This is a genomic window from Candidatus Frackibacter sp. WG13 (genome assembly GCF_900114655.1).
Lineage (GTDB): Bacteria > Bacillota > Halanaerobiia > Halobacteroidales > Acetohalobiaceae > Frackibacter.
Genome location: NZ_FOTT01000010.1, coordinates 1 through 20,322 on the forward strand (window position 1 = coordinate 1; position 20,322 = coordinate 20,322).

General features: G+C 35.0%; 22 protein-coding genes, 1 pseudogene and 1 riboswitch. Of the genes and pseudogenes, 1 reads left to right on the plus strand and 22 read right to left on the minus strand.

Features of this window, described 5'->3' with window-relative positions; genetic code table 11:
- A pseudogene (locus BM077_RS06565) lies at positions 1-228 on the minus strand (IS110 family transposase); the annotation flags it as partial.
- A gap of 300 nt (positions 229-528) precedes the next feature.
- Here BM077_RS06565 and BM077_RS06570 point away from each other — a divergent pair.
- Positions 529-702 (plus strand): aspartyl-phosphate phosphatase Spo0E family protein, encoded by a 174-nt coding sequence (locus BM077_RS06570; protein WP_176941633.1) that lies wholly within the window; start codon positions 529-531, stop codon positions 700-702.
- Between the two features lie 31 nt (positions 703-733).
- On the opposite strand, the gene cobC is transcribed toward BM077_RS06570, so the two are convergent.
- The 21 genes from cobC to malQ all read right to left on the minus strand — a co-directional run bounded on the left by cobC (position 734) and on the right by malQ (position 20,291).
- Positions 734-1,339 carry an alpha-ribazole phosphatase gene (cobC, locus tag BM077_RS06575; protein ID WP_089748574.1) on the minus strand — a complete coding sequence of 202 codons (606 nt, stop codon included), beginning with the start codon at positions 1,337-1,339 and terminating at the stop codon, positions 734-736.
- A gap of 10 nt (positions 1,340-1,349) precedes the next feature.
- Positions 1,350-2,444: a threonine-phosphate decarboxylase CobD gene (gene cobD, locus BM077_RS06580; RefSeq protein WP_089748575.1), complete on the minus strand. Its 1,095-nt coding sequence runs from the start codon at positions 2,442-2,444 to the stop codon at positions 1,350-1,352.
- Positions 2,437-3,348 carry a GHMP family kinase ATP-binding protein gene (locus BM077_RS06585; protein ID WP_089748576.1) on the minus strand — a complete coding sequence of 304 codons (912 nt, stop codon included), beginning with the start codon at positions 3,346-3,348 and terminating at the stop codon, positions 2,437-2,439. Before BM077_RS06585 ends, cobD begins: the two co-directional genes overlap by 8 nt.
- 19 nt (positions 3,349-3,367) lie before the next feature.
- Positions 3,368-4,123 (minus strand): adenosylcobinamide-GDP ribazoletransferase, encoded by a 756-nt coding sequence (gene cobS, locus BM077_RS06590; RefSeq protein ID WP_089748577.1) that lies wholly within the window; start codon positions 4,121-4,123, stop codon positions 3,368-3,370.
- 24 nt (positions 4,124-4,147) lie between these two features.
- Positions 4,148-4,744: a cob(I)yrinic acid a,c-diamide adenosyltransferase gene (locus tag BM077_RS06595; protein WP_089748578.1), complete on the minus strand. Its 597-nt coding sequence runs from the start codon at positions 4,742-4,744 to the stop codon at positions 4,148-4,150.
- A 1-nt stretch (position 4,745) separates the two neighbouring features.
- Positions 4,746-6,137 carry a cobyrinate a,c-diamide synthase gene (locus BM077_RS06600; protein WP_090095184.1) on the minus strand — a complete coding sequence of 464 codons (1,392 nt, stop codon included), beginning with the start codon at positions 6,135-6,137 and terminating at the stop codon, positions 4,746-4,748.
- Between the two features lie 19 nt (positions 6,138-6,156).
- Positions 6,157-7,101, minus strand: coding sequence for an adenosylcobinamide-phosphate synthase CbiB (gene cbiB / locus BM077_RS06605; protein ID WP_089748580.1), 945 nt, complete (start codon positions 7,099-7,101; stop codon positions 6,157-6,159).
- Positions 7,077-8,648 (minus strand): cobyric acid synthase, encoded by a 1,572-nt coding sequence (locus tag BM077_RS06610; RefSeq protein ID WP_089748581.1) that lies wholly within the window; start codon positions 8,646-8,648, stop codon positions 7,077-7,079. The genes cbiB and BM077_RS06610 overlap by 25 nt, the downstream gene beginning before the upstream one ends.
- Positions 8,649-8,674: 26 nt before the next feature.
- Positions 8,675-10,198, minus strand: a complete 1,524-nt coding sequence (locus BM077_RS06615) for a cobyric acid synthase (protein ID WP_089748582.1) — start codon at positions 10,196-10,198, stop codon at positions 8,675-8,677.
- On the minus strand, positions 10,188-10,814 hold the full coding sequence (cobU, locus tag BM077_RS06620) for a bifunctional adenosylcobinamide kinase/adenosylcobinamide-phosphate guanylyltransferase (RefSeq protein WP_089748583.1): 627 nt from the start codon (positions 10,812-10,814) through the stop codon (positions 10,188-10,190). Before cobU ends, BM077_RS06615 begins: the two co-directional genes overlap by 11 nt.
- Positions 10,814-11,590, minus strand: a complete 777-nt coding sequence (gene cobK / locus BM077_RS06625; protein ID WP_089748584.1) for a precorrin-6A reductase — start codon at positions 11,588-11,590, stop codon at positions 10,814-10,816. Before cobK ends, cobU begins: the two co-directional genes overlap by 1 nt.
- Positions 11,587-12,408, minus strand: coding sequence for a precorrin-3B C(17)-methyltransferase (cobJ, locus tag BM077_RS06630; protein ID WP_089748585.1), 822 nt, complete (start codon positions 12,406-12,408; stop codon positions 11,587-11,589). Before cobJ ends, cobK begins: the two co-directional genes overlap by 4 nt.
- Positions 12,303-13,388: a cobalt-precorrin 5A hydrolase gene (gene cbiG, locus BM077_RS06635; protein WP_089748586.1), complete on the minus strand. Its 1,086-nt coding sequence runs from the start codon at positions 13,386-13,388 to the stop codon at positions 12,303-12,305. Before cbiG ends, cobJ begins: the two co-directional genes overlap by 106 nt.
- 3 nt (positions 13,389-13,391) lie before the next feature.
- Positions 13,392-14,156 carry a precorrin-4 C(11)-methyltransferase gene (gene cobM, locus BM077_RS06640; protein WP_089748587.1) on the minus strand — a complete coding sequence of 255 codons (765 nt, stop codon included), beginning with the start codon at positions 14,154-14,156 and terminating at the stop codon, positions 13,392-13,394.
- Positions 14,157-14,158: 2 nt separating this feature from the next.
- Positions 14,159-14,872 (minus strand): precorrin-2 C(20)-methyltransferase, encoded by a 714-nt coding sequence (cobI, locus tag BM077_RS06645; protein ID WP_089748588.1) that lies wholly within the window; start codon positions 14,870-14,872, stop codon positions 14,159-14,161.
- A 1-nt stretch (position 14,873) separates the two neighbouring features.
- Complete coding sequence (gene cbiT, locus BM077_RS06650; protein WP_089748589.1) at positions 14,874-15,464, minus strand: precorrin-6Y C5,15-methyltransferase (decarboxylating) subunit CbiT; 591 nt, start codon at positions 15,462-15,464, stop codon at positions 14,874-14,876.
- Entirely contained in the window at positions 15,461-16,099 is a 639-nt protein-coding gene (gene cbiE / locus BM077_RS06655; RefSeq protein ID WP_089748590.1) for a precorrin-6y C5,15-methyltransferase (decarboxylating) subunit CbiE, read from the minus strand. The genes cbiT and cbiE overlap by 4 nt, the downstream gene beginning before the upstream one ends.
- The gene (gene cbiD / locus BM077_RS06660; RefSeq protein WP_089748591.1) at positions 16,075-17,205 is read right to left on the minus strand and encodes a cobalt-precorrin-5B (C(1))-methyltransferase CbiD; all 1,131 of its coding nucleotides are present in this window, start codon (positions 17,203-17,205) and stop codon (positions 16,075-16,077) included. Before cbiD ends, cbiE begins: the two co-directional genes overlap by 25 nt.
- Positions 17,206-17,218: 13 nt before the next feature.
- A complete protein-coding gene (locus BM077_RS06665) occupies positions 17,219-17,836 on the minus strand; it encodes a precorrin-8X methylmutase (protein WP_089748592.1) in 618 nt (205 codons plus the stop codon).
- Between the two features lies 1 nt (position 17,837).
- Positions 17,838-18,203, minus strand: coding sequence for a sirohydrochlorin chelatase (locus tag BM077_RS06670; RefSeq protein WP_176941634.1), 366 nt, complete (start codon positions 18,201-18,203; stop codon positions 17,838-17,840).
- A gap of 162 nt (positions 18,204-18,365) precedes the next feature.
- Positions 18,366-18,711: riboswitch (cobalamin riboswitch) on the minus strand.
- Positions 18,712-18,803: 92 nt separating this feature from the next.
- Positions 18,804-20,291 carry a 4-alpha-glucanotransferase gene (malQ, locus tag BM077_RS06675; protein WP_089748594.1) on the minus strand — a complete coding sequence of 496 codons (1,488 nt, stop codon included), beginning with the start codon at positions 20,289-20,291 and terminating at the stop codon, positions 18,804-18,806.
- Positions 20,292-20,322 lie beyond the last annotated feature (31 nt).

The window sequence follows — 20,322 nt, forward strand, 5'->3', positions numbered from 1 at the left end:
CATTCCCACAATTACATCAGTTTTATTTTCTTTCTCACTTATTTTCTTAATCCAGTGTAGAAATTTTTTAAAACCTTCTTCTGTGTTTAGAAAGAATATTGCCTTATCATATTCGATACCTCGATAATTAAATGCTCTTGCTGCGTGTTTGTTTTTTGCTATGTCTACTCCCACTACTAATGTTGAATTTTTTACTTGCTTTATCTTGTCATTTTGAGTATAATACATATTAGATACCTCCTTGGTTTTTTTAGAGATCAGACTCGACCTCTGATACTCCGTATTATACCAAGGGGGTATTTTTTTGTCGACCCTGATATTTATTCATTACAGGAATGCTCCTCTTTAAATTAAAGTTATCTCACTCATAATTAATATTAACCTTGGATAATTAGATTTACTCTATTAAGGTGTGATAACCATCACATCTATATGTAATATCATTCTATATAATTAAATTAAATTCTATTTTTATGTATATGTTGCTTAAATGTATTATTATTCAATTTTTTCAAAGGAGTGGTTAAAGTGTGTCATTTAGATAAATGTGATGAAATTGATAAAATTAAACTTAAAATAAATAAACTTAAGTCAGAATTATTTCTGTTGACTAAGGAAGAAGGCTCCTTAGATACAAAAGAAGTCATTAAGAAAAGTCAAGAATTAGATAGATTAATTGCCTTATTTATGAAGAATAGATAAGATTTTAAAACTATTAATTCAAAATTAATTTCTATAGATGTTTAGTACAGTTAACTAAAGCTACTATCGGGTCTCCATCATAGACCTTAACAATATTTACTGCTGTATTATCCTGTTGAATCCGCCAAAAATTACTTAACGGCATACCTAATAAATCTGTTAATAAGGCTCGAATAGTTCCGCCATGGGCTACTACTAATACTTTACTATCTTGATGTTCTGCTTTGATATCGTTTAAAGCCTCTTTAGCTCGTTTTTGAACATCTTCAAACTTTTCTCCCCCTGGAGTTCTGACTGTAACTGGGTCTTTTAACCACGCGTCTAATCTATCTTCATCTTCTTCTTTAATTTGATTAAAGGTCAAGCCTTCCCAATCTCCAAAGCTAGCTTCTTGTAGTTTGGATATCTGCTTAACCTTAATATTATGATAGTCTGCTACTCTTTCTGCTGTTTCAAACGCTCTCTGCAAATTACTAGCATAAATCATATCTATTTCTATATCTCTAAACCTCTCTGCTAATTTTTTAGCCTGCTCCTTACCTAAAGAACTCAATTCTATATCAGTTGAACCCTGAAAACGGGATTCTTTATTCCAGAGCGTCTCTCCATGTCTAACTAAAATAATTTCGGTTGCCATCTTAACCCCCCTAATCCAATATCGACTTTAGCTCTTCAATTAATCTTAGATTATCTTCTCTATTCTTAACTGCTACTCTAATAAAATCAGCACCTAATAAGTGATAAGTACTACAATCTCTGACTAGAATTCCCTCCTGGGCTAATTGATTATGTAATTTCCAAGAAGTATACTTAGTATCTACAATATCAATTAGAATATAATTTGCTGTTGGTAAATAAGGCTTCAGATTAGGCAACCCTTTCAATTCTTTATACAAAAAATCTTTCTCTTGCTTAACCGCTTCTTTAGTCTTTCGAATATAATCTTGCTCTTCTAAAACGCGACTTCCTACCCTTTGAGCAAATAAATTTACATTCCAAGGATCTTTACTCTCATTTAACTTAGTTACTAACTTCCGATTAGTAATTCCATAACCAATCCTCAGCCCTGGAATAGCAAAGAATTTAGTCATCGAACGTAACACTAATAGATTATTCCTTTCGATTGCTTCTGAAATTAAGGTGTAATCCGCTTCATTAGTCAAAAAATCAAGAAAAGCTTCATCTACTACTACAAAAATATCCTCTTGCTTACTAACTTCTAATACCTTAATTAAATCATTACGCTTAATTAAATCTCCGGTTGGATTATTAGGATTACATAAAAATAACATATCAATATCCGAATTTTGCAATTTCGCTATTAATTGATTAATATCTAATTTAAAGTTATTGCTTCTTGCTAATTGAAATAATTCCACCTCTCCACCTACGCTCTCAATTGCTGCTTCATATTCAGAAAAAGTAGGTGCTAAAACTAAGGCTTGCCTAGGATTAATTACTTTACTAATTAAATAGATAATCTCTACTGCTCCATTACCAATAATTAAATCATCAGGCTCTATTCCTAAATGACCAGCCAATTTCACTGCTAAACTCTTGGCATCTGGCTCAGGATAATCTACTATTTTTGTTATGCTATCCTCAATCACTTCTTTAACTATACTTGGAGGGCCCAAAAAATTAATATTAGCACTGAAATCGATTATTTCATCATAAATCAAATCATATTCTTCAGCCGCTGCTTTAATATTTCCTCCATGCTCCCTTTTTCGTTTAGCCATATCTATACTTCCTTTCTGAAACCAAAATATCCTTATCTATTACTTCTAATCCTCCATTAATTAATTTCAATTTATAAGAACTCAAACCTACTATCTTTTTTTCAACTTTAGATTCTAGCTTTTTCGATGTTACTTTTTGATTATCATATAAAATACCAACTAGAGTTCCACTATGAGCTATATTAAATCCCAAAACCCCTTCAATCTCAGTTAAGCTCAACAATTGATTAAATTTTTTCTTAGGCAAAATTCTCTGATTAGCCTTGCTACTTAAAGTTGCTCCTTCACCAATTAACTTCAAGTCATAATTTGCAATACCTTGTCTAATCATATCTAGAGCTTGGTTAGTTAATGGTTCATTTATCTTATTTAACCTTTGTAAATCACTACGACTATTGAACATTAAAGTGTCCACCTTACCACCTAAATCTAACATCAAAATATTTAATGCCGGACTTTCACCTAAATATTGATGTAAATACCCGTTTACATGATCAAATAAGACTATTCCTGGATAAAACAGTCCATCTGTTGGTTCAATTGCAAGGGCTAATCTTGCTATTTCATCTTCAGTGATTTTCTTTCCTAAAGCAACAGTAGTGGCTAAAATAGCTGCTGTAATATCCGCTGTACTACTAGCCATGCCTTTTCCAGACAACAATTCTGATTCAACAATAATCTCTGCTTTCAAATCTTGACTTTCAAAGTATTTTAACGTGCTATTAACCGCTTCAATAGTTTTAGGTAAATGAGGATTAGAGATCGTCTTCTTTAATTTTTTATTTAAATTTACAGTAACATATGAATAAAGATTAATTGGACAAGTAATATGAAAGTTACAACCATCAATAGTTCCTTGCACTAATTCACCACATGTTCCTGGTGCTCTTACCGTTGCTTTCATCTTTTCACCTCTAACTACCCTAATAAATTAGGGTTAATACTAATAAAGAAAATACTTCAATCAATTCGTTTATAGCACCATAACAATCACCGGTTAAACCATCAATTCGTTTAATTATTATTTTAATAACTAAAACAGTAATCCCCAAAATTAGAATAAATGCTAAGATACCATTAGTTCCCAATAAAAGACCAGCTAAGATCACAGTCCAAAGCGAAGTAATTAAGACTTCTTTTACACCAACAAAGTGAGCATGTGCTTTCCCTAATCCTTCATCTTTTCTAGCATATGGATACAATGCTGCTGCATAAACCATAGCCCATCTACTAAAAGTCGGCATTAATAATAACGCTTCTAATTGGAGTTGACCTGAAAGTTCTAATAAGAAAACAAACTTCAGTATCATCAAAGCGAAAAAACCAGTAACCCCATGGGCCCCTACCCGACTATCACGCATAATCTCTAACATTCTCTTTTTATTACGCCCACTAAATATTCCATCTATCGTATCCATATAACCATCTAAATGTAAACCACCAGTAATAATAATTAAAGCAATTAAGATTAATGTCTTCACTACTAAATTAGACCAGAAGATACCAAATAATGAATTTAAACCAACTAAAATTAAGCCAATTATCGTTCCTATTATCGGATAATAATACATAGATTTTCCCATATTCCGAGGAGTAAAATCGACTTTAATATTAATCGGAATTCTAGTCAAAAACTGCAGAGCAATAATCAATCTAGTAAATAGCTTGCCTTTTAACATCTTTTCTCACTTCCTCAGTCTGCTTTAATATTCAATCCCTCTTCTACTAGTAATTCCCTGGTCTTGATAAGGATGCTTAATTGCCTTCATTTCCGTTACTAAATCTGCTGCTGCTAAGATTTCATCAGCAAATCCTCGGCCAGTCATAATTAACTCTGTCTTTTCGTTCTTACTCTCAATTAACCTTAATATGTCGTCTACTTCTAACAGCTCATAACGCAAAGCATTATTAATCTCATCTAAGATAACAATATCTACATCTTGATCATCTAAAACCTTTTGGGTATATTGATAAGCGTAACTAACAAATTCTTCAAACTCATCCCGAGACTGGTCATTATCTTTTAAAAAGCATTCCCCACAGCCTTTACACTTACTGATGCCTTCTCTAATTAAAGCAGCATACGGACAACCCCGTCCAAACTGCTTAATACTTAAATTAGGTAGCCTTTCTGTAGAAAATAACTCCCCTGAATATGCACTACCTTTCATATATTGAATAACTACTACTTTAAAGCCATGACCCACTGCTCTTAAAGCTAGACCTAAAGAAGCCGTAGTCTTTCCTTTCCCTTTACCGGTGTAAACCTGAACTAACCCTTGTTCTAACTCCTGCTTCATCTTATTGATGTCTCCTTTCTTTAAACTTCTTACACTCTTCAATAAAATTATCGATTACTGCTGGATTACTAGCAAAATGAAGGTGTAAATACGAAGCTAAAAGATTGTCTTTAACAAAGCCTTCTAACCTACCATCTTCTCCTTTTCCTCCTGTCAAGCTATAAGCTGCTGTCTGTTCATTAGGAGATTCTGATAATTGCGAATAATGAAATTCATGTCCTTTAATTTCTTCTCCTTTAGCCAGTAAGATATTCTCCTGTTCTGCTTTCCCTCTCACATAACCCATAGCCTGTAAGCTATCCTGCATCATTGTTGTTCCAGGAACTACCCCTACCATTTCATAACTTTCATCATCAAAGTTAATAACCCTTTCTGTTAAGTACATTAATCCTCCACATTCAGCATAAGTAGGCAATCCTGCTTCAATCGCTTCTTTAATACTACTTCGCATCGTTTCATTAGCACTTAATTCTTGCAAGAAGCTCTCAGGAAACCCACCACCGATATAGAATCCATCAATATCTACTGGTAACTCTTCATCATTAACTGGACTAAAATATTCTAGAGTAACACCTCTATCTTTTAAAAGGTCTAAATTATCTTCATAATAAAAATTAAAGGCTTCATCTCTAGCTACAGCTAATTTAATATCTACATCTGACTGCTGTTCTAAAAATAGAGATCTTTCAACTAACTCTAATTCTTCTGCCTCCTTAGCCAGTTTATATAATTGATCTAAATCAAGATATTCTAAGATTATCCCAGCTAAATCATCTATATAATTAGCTAAAGAAGTAGTCTCTGCTGTAGGAACTAATACTAAGTGTCGTTCTGGTAAATGCAGCTCTGCTTGATTCGGAATATAGCCTAACACCGAAATACCTAGCTCTTCAATCGGTTCTTTAATCATTTGATAGTGACTTTCACTACCTACTCGATTCAAAATTACTCCGGCTAAATTTAATTCTGAATCATAATTCTGATAACCGTAAGCTATTGCAGCTCCACTTTGAGCTAACTTTTTAGCATCAATAATTAAGATTACTGGAGTCGAAAGAATCTTAGCTACATCAGCACTACTACCCTTACCTTGCTCCTTACGATGTCCATCAAAGAGTCCCATTACCCCTTCAATAATTGATATGTCTGCTGCTTTACTATTATTTAAAAAGAGTTCAGTTAAATATTCTTCTGAAATCATCCAACTGTCTAAGTTACGGCTAATTCTTCCGGTAGCCACTGTATGAAAACCTGGGTCTATATAATCTGGTCCTACTTTATACGGCTGTACTTTATATCCTTTCTTATTCATAGCTGCCATCAAGCCCGTAGCTAAAGTAGTCTTTCCTACTCCACTCTGGGTTCCGGCAATTAGAACTCTAGGTTGTGTCAATTAGATCTGCTCCTTTCTTTTACACCAACACATTTATAACTACGAATAATCCCGTAGTTATATACATCAAATAAATCATATCTTGAATATCATTGCTTTCTAAGTCTCTAACTTTATCACCTAAATACTCTCTAAAGCTAGATTCACCATGATAATAATTGAGTCCACCTAGCCTGACTCCTAAGGCTCCTGCTACTGCTGCTTCGGGATAGCCTCCATTAGGACTAGGATGTTTTTTAGCGTCTCTTAATACCATCTTGAAAGATTTTAAACCATTTTTTCGTAACAAGAAAGCAGCTATTGGAAATAGCAAGCCACTAATCCTTGCGGGAATCAAATTAGCTAAATCATCAATCCGAGCTGCTGCCCAACCAAAGTATTGATATTGTTGGTTCTTATAACCTAACATTGAGTCGAGAGTATTAACGGCTTTATAGGCCATAGCCAAAGGTGCTCCTCCTATAAAAGCATAGAATAATGGTGATAAAATACCATCTACTGTGTTTTCAGCTACTGTCTCTACTGTAGCCCTTACGACTTCACTTTCAGATAACTTTTCAGTGTCACGACCTACAATCCAATTTAGTCTCTCCCTAGCTTGCTGTAAGTCATTATTTAATAGTTGTTGATAGATTCCTTTACTAGCATCAGCTAAGCCTTTAACCGATAAAGTAGTAGTCAATAATAATATTTTAATAATGATTCCTAACCATTCATTTATACTTGTGCTAATAGTTATAATTCCATAAGTTATCAACCAAGTGAAAAAAATCGTTAATAAAGCTAATAATATACCTGTAACTCTTTCTGCTAATTCAGTCTTAGCTATTGAACGTAATTGCTCTTCCCCCCAACTAATGAACTTGCCAATAATCACTACTGGGTGAGGAATCCAATTAGGATCTCCAATTAATAAATCTAAAATTAAAGCTATAAATACTATAATAATAAATTGATTAAACATGGGTCTAATCCCTCTTTATAATTATTAAAATCCATAATCTCATAGACTTTCTCAAAGTCTATACTCTCTCTTACAATTTCTGCTAATCTTTCATAAGCTGCTTCTCGTTTCTCAGCAGTAGAAATTTCTTGACTAAAATCAATTAATGGCAACCCTTTTTCTTGCCGTAAGCTATTTATAAATTTATATCTAAATTGATCATTATCAAAAATACCATGCAAATAAGTCCCAAATAATTTCCCATCCTTGTTAATCGCCCCATCTAATCTCGACTCTTTCTTCCCTAAACTCTCTTCTAGTTTAATTAGAGGCTCTACTCCTTCGTTTAATTTTGTTTCGCCCATATGAATCTCATAACCACTAATGACTTTGTCCTTCAAGTTAGAAAAGAATCCATGATCATTAGCAATTCTTCCTTTAACCTGGGTAGTTACCTTAGTAGGATTAAAAACTGTCTTAATATCTAGTAAACCCAAACCATTTATCGACTCTGTTGTTGCTTCTACTTGCTGTGGGTCCGAAACTTGCTTCCCTAACATCTGATACCCACCACAGATTCCTACTACGTGTACTCCCTCTGCAGCCAGGTTCTTTATTTCTTCATCATAACCTGCATCTTTTAAGTATTCTAAATCCTCAATCGTATTCTTACTACCAGGAATTATTATAGCGTCAGGCCTCCCAAGTGGCTCCCCTTTCTTAACATACCGAACCGATGTCTTTAATTCTTCTTCTAAAGGAGTAAAGTCAGTAAAATTAGAAATATGAGGTAGATAAAGAATAGCAATCTCTATCTCTCCATCTTGCTGCCCTTTTAATCTATGTTGAGGAATCGAATCTTCTTCAGGTATCTTAAAGTCATTAAAGTATGGTACAACCCCTAAGACCGGTACGCCAGTATACTCTTCTATAAACTTTAATCCCGACTCTAATCTACTTATATCTCCTCTGAATTTATTAATAATAATCCCCTTAATTCTATTTGCTTCTGCTTCATTCAGTAATTTAAAAGTACCAATAATTGAAGCAAAAACCCCGCCGCGATCTATATCAGCCACTAAGATAACCGGAGCATCTGCTAATTCAGCAGCCTTCATATTAACCAAATCCTGGTCTCGTAGATTAACTTCTGCTGGACTACCTGCTCCTTCCATAACTACTACTTCATAATCTCGCTTTAATCTAGCCAATGACTCTTTAATATATCCTAATCCTTCCTCATGGTGGTCAAAATATTCTTTAGCACTCATATTCTTCTTAGGGCGACCATGAATAATAACTTGTGAAGATGTGTCTTCGCGTGGCTTAAGTAAGATTGGATTCATATCTACTGTTGCTTCTACTTCTGCTGCCTCCGCTTGTACTGCTTGTGCTCTACCAATCTCCCCACCCTGTTTAGTAATATAGGAGTTTAAAGCCATATTCTGCGACTTAAAAGGCGCTACATGATAACCATCCTGAGCAAAGATTCGACAAAAAGCTGATGTCAAGACGCTCTTTCCTACATCTGAACCGGTTCCTTGTAACATAATTGTTTGGGCAGTCATTTTTTCACCTCATTTAATAAGATTAATTAAGCTATAATTTCATAAATCTTATCTAAATCTAAATTTTCTCTAACAATCTCAGCTAACTTATTATAATTATCTTCTAATTTCCCTCTTACAGAAACCTCTGCTTCACTTAGTGATGATAATCCTTTTCGCTCTCGCAAAGTATTAATTAGATTTCTTCTAAATTGATCATTATTAAAAAGACCATGTAGATACGTTCCAAAAATCAAGCCATCTTTATTTACTGCGCCATCAATAAGATTAACTTCTTCTTCTCCTCGCTGCTTAATTCTGAAAGCAAAATCACTTTCATTATTATCTAGTAACTGACTCGTTCCCATATGAATTTCATAACCTTCTAATTGATTTCCAATTAAATCATTAAAAAAGATACTGTCTCCTTCTATTTCTGCTTGCGCCTGAAAAGTTAATTTATTAGGGTTAAATGTAGTTATAATTGGTAGCAAACCTAATCCATCTAGCTCTTCCCAATCTGACTCTGTTCCTGCTGGATCATAAAGCTTTTCACCTAACATCTGATAGCCACCACAAATCCCAATAATCGGTACTTCTCTTTTGGCAGCAGCTAAAATATCTGTATCTAAACCACTCTGCCGTAAATAGATTAGATCATCTATTGTATTCTTAGTGCCAGGAATGATAATCAAATCAGGATCTCCTATTTCACCTTCTCTTTCTACATACCTCACTTCTGTTCGCGGTTCTCCCCTAAAGGCTTCTAAGTCATTAAAGTTTGAAAGGTGAGGTAGCCTAATTACAGCAATCTCAATCTCTGCTTCTTCAGATTTCAAATCATTTAATGCTACTGAATCTTCTGCTGGAATTATAAAGTCTTTAAAGTAAGGAATAACCCCTACAACCGGAATTCCAGTCTCTTCTTCAACGATTTCAACTCCTGATTTAAAGAGGTCTATATCTCCTCTAAATTTATTAAAGATAATTCCGGCCACTAGTTCTCTCTCTTCAGGAGGTAAAAGCTCAATAGTTCCTACAACTGATGCTAAAGCTCCACCACGGTCTACATCTGCTACTAATAAGACCGGTGTTTCTTTCATCTTGGCTACATTCATATTAGCTAAATCTTTATCTTTAATATTGATTTCGGCTGGGCTTCCTGCTCCTTCTAATACTAAGATTTCAAAATCTTGACCTAACCTTTCTAAAGAATCTTTAATCTCATCTAAAGCATAATCACGATAGTCTTCATCTTGCTCTTTTAGACTTAAATCGGCTAAAGGACGACCATGCTTAATTATTTGAGAAACACCGTCTCCTTTCGGCTTTAATAAGAATGGCTGCATATCAACTGTAGCCTCTACTTGTGCTGCTTGAGCTTGAATAGCTTGTGCTGTTCCAATCTCTCCTCCATCTTTGGTTACATGTGAGTTCAAAGCCATATTCCAAGCCTTAAAAGGTGCAACTTTATATCCATCTTGAGCAAAGATACGACAAAGTGCTGTAGTTAAGATGCTTTTGCCAACATTAGAAGCTGTCCCTTGTAGCATAATCGTTTTAGCCTCCATCTATCTGCCCCCTAAACTTCGCTTTATTTGCTCTTCCTAACTCTTTGATTTCAACTGGCAAACCAGCATAAGTAATATAAACCTCATCAACTACTTGAGCTATTATCTGATTAGCTCTACCTACAGTATCTCTATAAACTCTACTTAAAGGGTACGGAGGAACTAAACCTTGCCCGACTTCATTAGAAACAATGATTATATTTGCTGACGCTTGCTTTAAATTATTAGCTAATCTTTCAATTTCAGTTAAGGCTGCTTCTGCTTTTTCTTCTCCATTGACAAACTCATAATCCTCAGTTCCAAAATCTTCTCCTTGCAGCAAAAGATTAGAAACTAAAACAGTTAAACAGTCTAAGAGTATAACCTCTGTCTCTTGAGCTAAATTTATAATTCTACTGGCCACATCTTTAGTTTCTTCTACTGTTTTCCAAGTAGAAGGACGACTTTCCTGATGCTTTTGAATTCGCTCTTTCATCTCTTCATCGCCAGCTTCAGCAGTAGCAATATAAGTAACATCTTCTTGTCCCCAATTATACGCCATATCCTCAGCAAACGAACTCTTCCCGCTCCTAGCACCACCTAAGACTAAGACGCTTTGCTTTGTCGAATCTCCCATTATCCTACTCCTTCCTTACTAGCTATATAATCTATTACACTTTTATAATCATCAATTATTTTCGGATAACTTAATTGAGGCCTTTCGATAACTAAAATTGGAATCTTAAGGTCCTGGGCTGCAATTAATTTAGTATCTAAACCTCCAGTCTTTCCACTAGCCTTAGTTACTAATAAATCAATTCCATAATCGAGCAATAATTGTTTATTTAATTTACGACTAAACGGTCCTTGAATTGCTATTAAATTAGCCGGTGGAATATTCAATTGCTCTTGGCATTCCTTTAAGACACTAACTGTAGGTAAGACCCTGGTAATAACCCTTTCGTTAAAATTTGAGATTCCTTCTGCAAACTTAAATAACTCTTTACTACCAATTGTTAATAAGACTCTTCCTGAGGTTTGATTTATATAGTCGATTGCTGCTTGAAAACCAGCCTTTTTAACTATAAATTCATTCTCTGGCAACTCTATATTCTTTCTTTCAAAACGAATATAATTAATCTCTAGCTCAGAAGTAGCCGTAATTCCATTACGCGATACTTCTTCTGCAAACGGATGAGTAGCATCAATAACAGTATCAACGCCATACTCACTTATTAATTCTTTAATTCCTTCTTTATCTAGCCTATCTGTAACTATCTCTATATCTCCTATCTCTTTTAACAGCCGCTGGCCATAATCAGTTACCACCGATGCTACTACTGAATATCCCTCTTGTAGCAAAAGCTTAACTATTTCGCGACTATCCTTCGTTCCTCCTAAGACATAGATCATACTTCATAACCCCGAGGCGTAACCATAAAATCAGCAAAAGTAAATGTTTCTGAATTGCCGATAATCACTGTAGTTACCATATCTATCTCTTCTTCTAACATCTGATCTAAATTAGTAACTACCATCTCTTCTGAACCTCGTTTAGCATTACGAACAATACCTACCGGTGTAGATGGTTCTTTGTGTTTTAAGAAAATCTCTCTCGCCTCTACAATCTGCTCAGTGCGCTGGTTGCTTTTAGGATTATAAAGAGCAATTACAAAATCTGCCGCTGCTGCTTTCTCTAATCTATCAACAATTACCTCCCAAGGAGTTAATAAATCACTAAGGCTAATTACAGCATAATCATGCATTAAAGGCGCACCTAGAGTTGAAGCTGCTGCGTTTGCTGCTGTAATACCTGGGATAATTTCTACTGCTAAGTCTAACCCTTTTTCATTCACCATTTCTAAAACTAAACCAGCCATTCCATAAACACCAGCATCACCGCTGCTAACCATGGCTACCTTTTGACCTTCACAAGCTGCTTCTATTGCTAAAGCAGTCCGGTCTACTTCCTTAGTCATTCCTGTTGAAATAACTTCCTGGTCTTCATTAATTAAATCAGCTAATAAATCAATATACGTATTATAACCTACTACTACATCTACATCTTTAATTACCTGAAATGCCTTAATACTTAAGTACTCTAGATCTCCAGGTCCCAATCCTACTACATAGATCTCTCCTGGGCTATCGCTACTGTTACTCCTTGATACTTTCTCTTTTTTAAGAGTAATTCCATCTTCTTGCCACTCAATAGTGCTACCGGCTCGCATACTCCACCAACTCCTATCGCTTTTTTTACAAATTCCGATGTTGTAAATTCTAAATCGGATGTTTTTATCTCTTCCCGAGAAATAATATTTAGATCTAAACCTTGTTCTCTAGCATAAACAACTAAACCTTCTTCATCTGCTTTTAAATCAATAGTTGCTACTGCTTTAACCTGTTCTAAACTTAATCCTGCTTCCTTTAATGCTTCTTCCACTGCTAGAGCAATTCTTTCTTTACTAATTCCCCGACGACAGCCAATCCCTAGAACTAAGTTCCTTGGTTTTAACCATAAGTACGGTTGCTCTTTCAACTTCTCTGTTAACTTTATTTGTTGATTAGAAATTATTACACTAGCTTTACTAGTCTTTTCATTAAGCTTATCTAATGAATATATATTGAAGTCTCCAGTTAATTCTAAATCCAAATTATAATCAGTAAAAATATTAACTTCGTCTCCATTAACTATAGCTGCATTAATCTTTGTTAAGTTAGCAAACGGTTCAATCTTACAATCTAAATCCTTAGCTAACATATCAATAGCAGACTTCCCTTGACTGTCAGTAGCCGTTGTAATTACAGGATTAGCCTTTAATAGCTTAGCCAACTGAGAGGTCAATTCATTAGCTCCTCCTAGATGTCCTGATAAGGTACTAATTACAAATTGTTTTGTCTCATCAATTGTTACTACTGCTGGATCTGAACGTTTGTCTTCAATACAATCTGCTATCATTCGCACCACAATTCCTAACGCCATAATGAAGATTATTCCATCATATTGATGAAAAATATCATCAACTAAGTTCTTTAATCTACCAGAATAGATATTTAGTCCTTGTAATTGACTAATCTCTTCCTTAAATTTGTCCGAAATATATATATCGATAACTTGATTATTTAATCCAACAATCTCCTCTTTACAGCTAATTATCTCTTCAGCTATTCCTACCCCATTCTTAGTTATGGCAATTACTGCTAACTTCATTATTTAGTTACTCTCACTTTTACTCTTTCGATACTCATGACTAAAGTCTTTATCATAGAGTTTCGACTTAGAGTACTCTGTGTCTAAGAAATCTCCGACTACAATCATAGCTGTCTTAGTAATCTCTGCTTCCTTTACTTTATCAGCAATTGTTGCTAAGGTACCTACAACTTTCTTCTCATCATGCCAAGAAGCCTTCTGCACAACTGCTATTGGCGTATCTTCTGAATACTCCTCAGCTAATTCTTTAACTACATTCTCAATCATATGGACACTTAAAAAGATTGCCATGGAAGCATTATGTCTCGCCAATTTATGCAACTTCTCTTTGTCAGGAACACTAGTCCTTCCTTCTAACCTAGTTACAATTACCGTCTGTGTTACATCAGGCAAAGTATATTCTCTCTTTAGGCTAGCTGCTGTTGCTACAAAAGAACTAACTCCCGGTATAACTTCATATTCAATACCTTTATCCTCCAAAGCATCCATCTGCTCTTGAATTGCTCCATAAATACTAGGGTCTCCAGTATGAACCCGGGCAACTAATTTATCCTCACTAATTGCTTCTTCCATCTTAGCTAATACTTCTTCTAAAGTCATAGCTGCACTATCATAGATTTCTGCTTCATCTTTCGCAACATCTAGTAAAATAGGATTTACTAAGGAACCAGCATAGATAATTAAATCTGCTTCTTTAATAATCTTCTGCCCCTTTACTGTAATTAACTCTGGGTCTCCTGGTCCAGCTCCTACAAAATAGACTTTCATAATTATTCCTCCTCTATTGACTGTTTAGTTATCACCATCGATAAATAATCTAAATCTTCTCCACATAAAGATTTTAAATCTGTGGTTATAAATTCATCCTCGCGCCCACACCGACTAGCATAGAATGAATTTTCAGTAATTCCTACTTTATCTAGCTTAGCTACTATGTCATCAAAGTTGCGGGCTACCTTCATTAAGACTGTATTATCAAAGTTAGCTAAAATTTCATCTAAATTATCATAATCATAAGCAGCGGGAATAATTGCTACTGTTTCGTTCTTTTCCGCTAAAGGACGATTCATAGCTGCTGAGCAAGCAGAATAAGAGTTAATCCCTGGCACTGTTTCAATTTCTATGTCAGTATTCTTCTCAAGCCTTCTTAAAACATAAATATAAGTACTATATAATAGCGGATCACCGATAGTAATAAAGGCAACATCCTTCTCCTGCTCTAACTCTTCTTTAATTTCAGCTGTTGCCTCATCCCAAAACTTATTTAATTTATCTTGATTATGAGTCATAGGGAAGATTAATTCTTTTATTTCTAAATCTCCACCTAGAACTTCTTCTACAATAGATAAGGCTATACTTTCTTTTCCTACCGCTGATTTAGGAGTACAGATAATATCTACTTCCTCTAAAACTCTTTTTGCTTTCAAAGTCATTAATTCTGGGTCTCCTGGTCCTACCCCCACTCCATAAAACTTTCCTGCCATCTTATCTTCTCCTCTCACCTGTAATAATATATACCGGATTCTGACCTTGTAACATATGATAATTTCCCACTTCTCTTGTCCGAGTAACACTAATATTGACTATATCTAAACTATAATTTAAGTCTAATAGAATATCTTTAGCAGCTGATAATGTCTCTAAGGTAATAGCATTGATTACTATTCTCCCTGCTGGTTCTAATTTTTGGTTAACTACTTCTAATATCTCCTCTAACTTCCCACCGCTACCACCGATTATAACTCTATCTACTGGTGGCAAGTTATTTAAAGCCGATGGCGCTTTCCCAGCTATAACACCTACATTATCTAAACCAAACTTATTAATATTCTTTTCAATTAATTCGATCCCTTTACTTTCTCTTTCTATAGCCCAAACCTGACCTTTACTAGCTAACAAAGCTGCTTCAATAGTTAAGGAGCCAGTCCCAGCACCGATATCATAAACGATACTATCCTCTTTTAATCTTAACTTAGCCATGGTAACCGCTCTAACTTCTTCTTTAGTCATCGGCACTTCGCCTCTAATAAAGATTTCATCAGGAATACCAGGTGTTTGGAATTGCCAGTCAGTCATGCTAGATCACCTTCACTATAGATTACCATTACTGACATCCCAAAATCATTATACTTAGTAATCTCTTCTAGCTTTCCATCAATCACTCTTTCATCACCATAGGACAATCTTTCTCCTACAAAAGCTCTTCGTTCAGTAACTCCTGCTTCTAATAAATACTCTGCTATCTGATCAGGTGGAAATTTATAATCAGTAAAGAAACCTACCTTTTCACTATCCTCTATCATTTCTAATAATTCTGCCTTGTCTCTACCATGCAAACTAGTAATCTCTGCATCCTGCCAAACTAATTTAGCTTTAGCAAAGCCTAACTGCAATGAGCTAATACCTGGAATTACTTTTAATTTATCTTTACTAAAATGTTTTGATAAGTAGTTCAACATACTATAAAGCCCCGGATCACCAGAAACTAAAACAGCAATCTGCTTTTGACAATAATTATCTTTAATATAGTTTAAAACCCTCTTTAAGTCAGCTTTAATCACTAATTCTTCTTTATCTAAATCTGAAAAAAGTTTTATAGCTCTCTTACCTCCAATTAAAACATCAGATTCTTCAGCTAAACGCCTAGTAATCGGCAATAAATAATCTTCTGAACCTGGTCCAATACCTAGGATATAGATCTGATTCTCCATCCTGTTGCCCCTTTCTCTAAATCAACTCCATAACTACCTAATATTTCTTTTTCCATTGAAAAGATAATAGAACCAAAGTCTATCTGTTGGTTTACCTTCTCAGCAGCTCTAATTACTACTCTTTTTGCTAAGAAATTAAATACCTCAGTAGCCATTCTTGCTTCTTTTAGAATTTGAACTGTCTCTTCAGCAGTATTAGCTTTTAAAATTCCATTAATTAAATCTTGGCTGCCACCTAAACTAGCTGTATAGGCAGCTATTGTCTCTAACCTACCATCTGCTATCTTACTATGAGTATCAAAGATCCCAGCTGCAACCTTGACTAACTTACCTATATGTCCTAAAAGAATAATTCTCTTAATTCCTTTTTCAGCAGCTCTCTCTAACATATACCCAACAAAGTTACTCATCTTAATCCATTCTTCATCAACTATGCCAAGGTTATTAGCCATGCGTTTACCATAATTACCAAAAATAAAAACTAATTCTTCTCTTTCTTCGGCTATTGCCTGGTCTATAGCTATCACTAATGATTCCTTATATGCTCGTTTTGACATCGGTTCTACAATGCCAGTCGTTCCTAAAATAGAGATCCCACCTTTAATTCCTAACCGAGGATTAAAGGTTTTCTTTGCTACTTCTTCTCCTTCTGGAACCTTAATCCTAACCTTAACTCCGGCATTAGCAGGTAGAACCTTCTTTACCTCATCTATAATCATCTTACGCGGCACCGGATTAATAGCAGGTTCTCCTACTTTAACTGCTAGACCAGGTTTCGTTACCACCCCAACTCCCTGACCTCCTTCAATCTCGATTCCTGCTTTGATTTTACTAACTTCAGCCACTATCTCTAAACCATCAGTAATATCTGGATCATCACCAGCATCTTTAATTACAGTACAACTGACTCTTTCCTGCTCAATATTAGGAGCTATTATCTCTAAATTAACATCTATCCCTGCCGGTGTCTCAATCATTACCTCTTCAATTATCTCTTGAGAATATAGCATTTGAGTAGCAGCTTTAGCAGCCCCGGCAGCAGTAGTACCCGTAGTATATCCTCTTCTTAATTTTTTGCCATCTCGTTCTATATAAGATTCAAACATATGCTTGTCACCTCTAAGTCATATATAATAGAGCATTAGTAATTGAAGCTGCTACACTACTTCCTCCTTTTCTTCCTCGCACAGTAATAAACGGAATATCCATCTTTTCTAGTTCAGCTTTAGACTCTTTAGCGCCAACAAAACCAACAGGAGTCCCTATAATTAATTCTGGTTCTACTTTACCATTCTCTATCAATTCCATCAATTCAAAAAGGGCCGTAGGAGCATTCCCGATCGCAAAGACTTTATTCTTTGGATTCTTAATTGCAGTTCTCATAGCCATCATCGAACGAGTAATATCTAGCTCTTTTGCTTTGGCCGCTACTTCTTCATCGCTAATAAAGCACTCTACTTCTCCACCTAATGCCCCTAACTTTCGTTTATTAATTCCTGCTCTTAACATATTAACATCAGTAACGATATTTGAGCCAGCCTTTAATGCCTTTAATCCAGCTTCAACAGCATCATCAGAAATAATTACTAAATCTTTAAAATCAAAATCAGCTGTTGCATGAATAACTCGCTTAACTATCTTCTTTTCCTGCTCAGTACAATCTAACTCACTAACTTCTTCTTCAATAATTCTCATACTTTTATCTTCTATCGCTTGCGGCTGTTTAATAATTTCCAAGTTAGATTACCTCCTTAACTCTATCGGCAACTATTTCAGTTAATCTTTCATCTATACCAACGTGGTCAGCATAAGCAAATTCCACATCAGGATGCTCTTCTTTCAACCTACCTAATACTCGTGGAATATCCTTCTGTACATGATTCCCCGGGAATAAGAATAACGGCATAATTGCTATCTTCTCTACTCCATCATTTACTGCTTCTGCAATTACATCATCTAATCTTGGGTCTGCAAATTGCAAAAAACCTCCCCCTACAAAATCATAATCTAAATTCTTTGCAGTTAAATCACAAAACTCCAAAAATGCTTGATTAGATTCTTCAGCTTTACTCCCATGTCCTAAAATAACTACTCCTGTTTTCATTAACATCATCCCTTTCACTTATTATTAAATTAAGATTCCCTTATACCAATAAAAAATCCCCAATCTTGATTGCAGATTGAGGAAGGTTGACTAAAATTCAATAGACTATATTCTTATAATAGCCTAAAGTTCACCCCTACTCCTCCTTGCCATCGAAGATTCTGTAGGCTTGGTAATTAGGCAGGTCTCCTGACTTCTGGCGATAAGGACTTAACCTTCCCTAGACAATTAATATCCAAGTGGTCTTATCATCCTTTAGCAATTAACAATTAATTATCTTTTGACTGTTAACTTTTAACTATCTCACCCAGCCTACAAATCAAGGCTGGTTGTAAACCTATGATAGATCTCTGCATTCAATTTGAAAGTATCTATCTGGTTTTACTGTCAACTGTCAACTATCAACTGCTTTCTACCAGTCACAGTGGCGGGCCCGTTCAGGATTTACACCTGATTCCCTATTCTCCTTCCAAAGTTTCTGAAAGGCACCTAGTTACCACTATTTAATTTTGACCTAACATTTTATTACACTCTAGCTATATTATTCTTTAGTATAATATAAAACTCCTTCTTTGTGATAAAAAAAACATTTTTAACTATTTATCTATAGTATATTTTAGTCAATCTCTTTAATCTATCAACCTTATCTTTATTCAACATCTCTTTTGTATAACGCCATTGCCAGTTACCGGCTGCTTCCCCGGGTGTGTTCATCCTTGCTTCACTACCTAAACCTAATATATCCTGCAAAGGAGCAATAGCAAATACAGCGACCGATGACCAAGCTAATCTTATTAAATCCCAACATATATTTTCATCATTCCCATTTAAATATTCACGAATATAATCCTTTATTTTAGCTTCTTTCTTCTGATACCAACCTAAAGTAGTATCATTATCATGCGTTCCAGTATAGACAACAGAGTTTTTAGAATAATTATGAGGCAGATGTTCACTATCCTCCTTTGAGTTAAAACCAAACTGTAAAACCTGCATTCCTGGAAGCCCAAAGTGATCTCTTAGATCTTCTACTTTATCTGTAATAACTCCTAAGTCTTCAGCAATAATAGGCAGTTCACCTAATTCTTCTTTAACTTTATTAAAGAAATCTTTCCCGGGACCTGCCTTCCATTCCCCATTAACAGCAGTCTTTTCGCCATACGGCACAGCCCAGTAAGCAGCAAATCCCCGAAAGTGATCAAGACGAATGATATCTACTAGTTCTAAAGTTGCTTCGAGTCTAGCTATCCACCATCTATATCCTTCTTCTTTTAATCTATCCCAATTGTATAATGGGTTCCCCCATAACTGACCAGTCTTACTAAAATAATCCGGAGGTACTCCTGCTACACTGACCGGTTCTCTATCTTTATTTAATTTAAATATATCTGGATTTGCCCATACACCAGCACTATCATAAGCAACAAAGATAGGAACATCACCAACAATCTTAATCCCATTTTGATTAGCATAAGCCTTCAATTCGCGCCATTGCTTAAAAAAGAGATACTGCATAAACTTCTGTAAATTTATTCTCTCCTGTAACTCTTCTTTATACTTCTTTAAAGCATCAGCTTCTCTTAACTTAATACTTTCTTCCCATTCAAACCACGGTTTACCCTTAAAATGTTCTTTTAAGGCCATAAAAGTAGCATAATTCTCTAACCATTCTCCTTGCTCCTGACAAAAACGAAAAAACTTATTCTTTTCTAATTGCGAAGCAGTCTCTTTAAAGTTATAAAAAGCTTCTTCTAAAAGTGGCATCTTAAAATCAATTACTTGTCCATAATCTACTTTACCTTCTACAAAATTAGCTTCCTTCGATAAATCATCTTCAGAAAGTAACCTAGACTCTTTTAATTTATCTAAACTAATTAAAAGAGGGTTGCCAGCAAAAGCAGAAAAAGATTGATAAGGAGAATCCCCATACCCAGTTGGTCCTAAAGGAAATATCTGCCACAACTTTTGTTCTGATAAAATCAAAAAGTCTATAAAATCATAGGCTTCCTCCCCTAAAGAACCAATACCATACTTTCCAGGTAAAGAAGTTGGATGTAGTAAAATACCGCTTTCCCTTTTAAATTCCATTGTTAAAACCCCTTTAGACTTTAATATTTAT

What these genes read in the sequence shown, in the direction of transcription:
- malQ (WP_089748594.1), bottom strand. Translation starts at nt 20,291, where the DNA reads ATGGAATTTAAAAGGGAAAGCGGTATTTTACTACATCCAACTTCTTTA.
- BM077_RS06595 (WP_089748578.1), bottom strand. Translation starts at nt 4,744, where the DNA reads ATGAAGCAGGAGTTAGAACAAGGGTTAGTTCAGGTTTACACCGGTAAA.
- cobI (WP_089748588.1), bottom strand. Translation starts at nt 14,872, where the DNA reads ATGGCAGGAAAGTTTTATGGAGTGGGGGTAGGACCAGGAGACCCAGAA.
- cbiT (WP_089748589.1), bottom strand. Translation starts at nt 15,464, where the DNA reads ATGACTGACTGGCAATTCCAAACACCTGGTATTCCTGATGAAATCTTT.
- cobM (WP_089748587.1), bottom strand. Translation starts at nt 14,156, where the DNA reads ATGAAAGTCTATTTTGTAGGAGCTGGACCAGGAGACCCAGAGTTAATT.
- cbiE (WP_089748590.1), bottom strand. Translation starts at nt 16,099, where the DNA reads ATGGAGAATCAGATCTATATCCTAGGTATTGGACCAGGTTCAGAAGAT.
- cobU (WP_089748583.1), bottom strand. Translation starts at nt 10,814, where the DNA reads ATGGGAGATTCGACAAAGCAAAGCGTCTTAGTCTTAGGTGGTGCTAGG.
- cobK (WP_089748584.1), bottom strand. Translation starts at nt 11,590, where the DNA reads ATGATCTATGTCTTAGGAGGAACGAAGGATAGTCGCGAAATAGTTAAG.
- cobD (WP_089748575.1), bottom strand. Translation starts at nt 2,444, where the DNA reads ATGGCTAAACGAAAAAGGGAGCATGGAGGAAATATTAAAGCAGCGGCT.
- cobS (WP_089748577.1), bottom strand. Translation starts at nt 4,123, where the DNA reads ATGTTAAAAGGCAAGCTATTTACTAGATTGATTATTGCTCTGCAGTTT.
- BM077_RS06670 (WP_176941634.1), bottom strand. Translation starts at nt 18,203, where the DNA reads ATGAAAACAGGAGTAGTTATTTTAGGACATGGGAGTAAAGCTGAAGAA.
- cbiD (WP_089748591.1), bottom strand. Translation starts at nt 17,205, where the DNA reads ATGTTTGAATCTTATATAGAACGAGATGGCAAAAAATTAAGAAGAGGA.
- cobJ (WP_089748585.1), bottom strand. Translation starts at nt 12,408, where the DNA reads ATGCGAGCCGGTAGCACTATTGAGTGGCAAGAAGATGGAATTACTCTT.
- BM077_RS06585 (WP_089748576.1), bottom strand. Translation starts at nt 3,348, where the DNA reads ATGAAAGCAACGGTAAGAGCACCAGGAACATGTGGTGAATTAGTGCAA.
- cbiG (WP_089748586.1), bottom strand. Translation starts at nt 13,388, where the DNA reads ATGAAGTTAGCAGTAATTGCCATAACTAAGAATGGGGTAGGAATAGCT.
- BM077_RS06615 (WP_089748582.1), bottom strand. Translation starts at nt 10,198, where the DNA reads ATGGAGGCTAAAACGATTATGCTACAAGGGACAGCTTCTAATGTTGGC.
- BM077_RS06610 (WP_089748581.1), bottom strand. Translation starts at nt 8,648, where the DNA reads ATGACTGCCCAAACAATTATGTTACAAGGAACCGGTTCAGATGTAGGA.
- cbiB (WP_089748580.1), bottom strand. Translation starts at nt 7,101, where the DNA reads ATGTTTAATCAATTTATTATTATAGTATTTATAGCTTTAATTTTAGAT.
- cobC (WP_089748574.1), bottom strand. Translation starts at nt 1,339, where the DNA reads ATGGCAACCGAAATTATTTTAGTTAGACATGGAGAGACGCTCTGGAAT.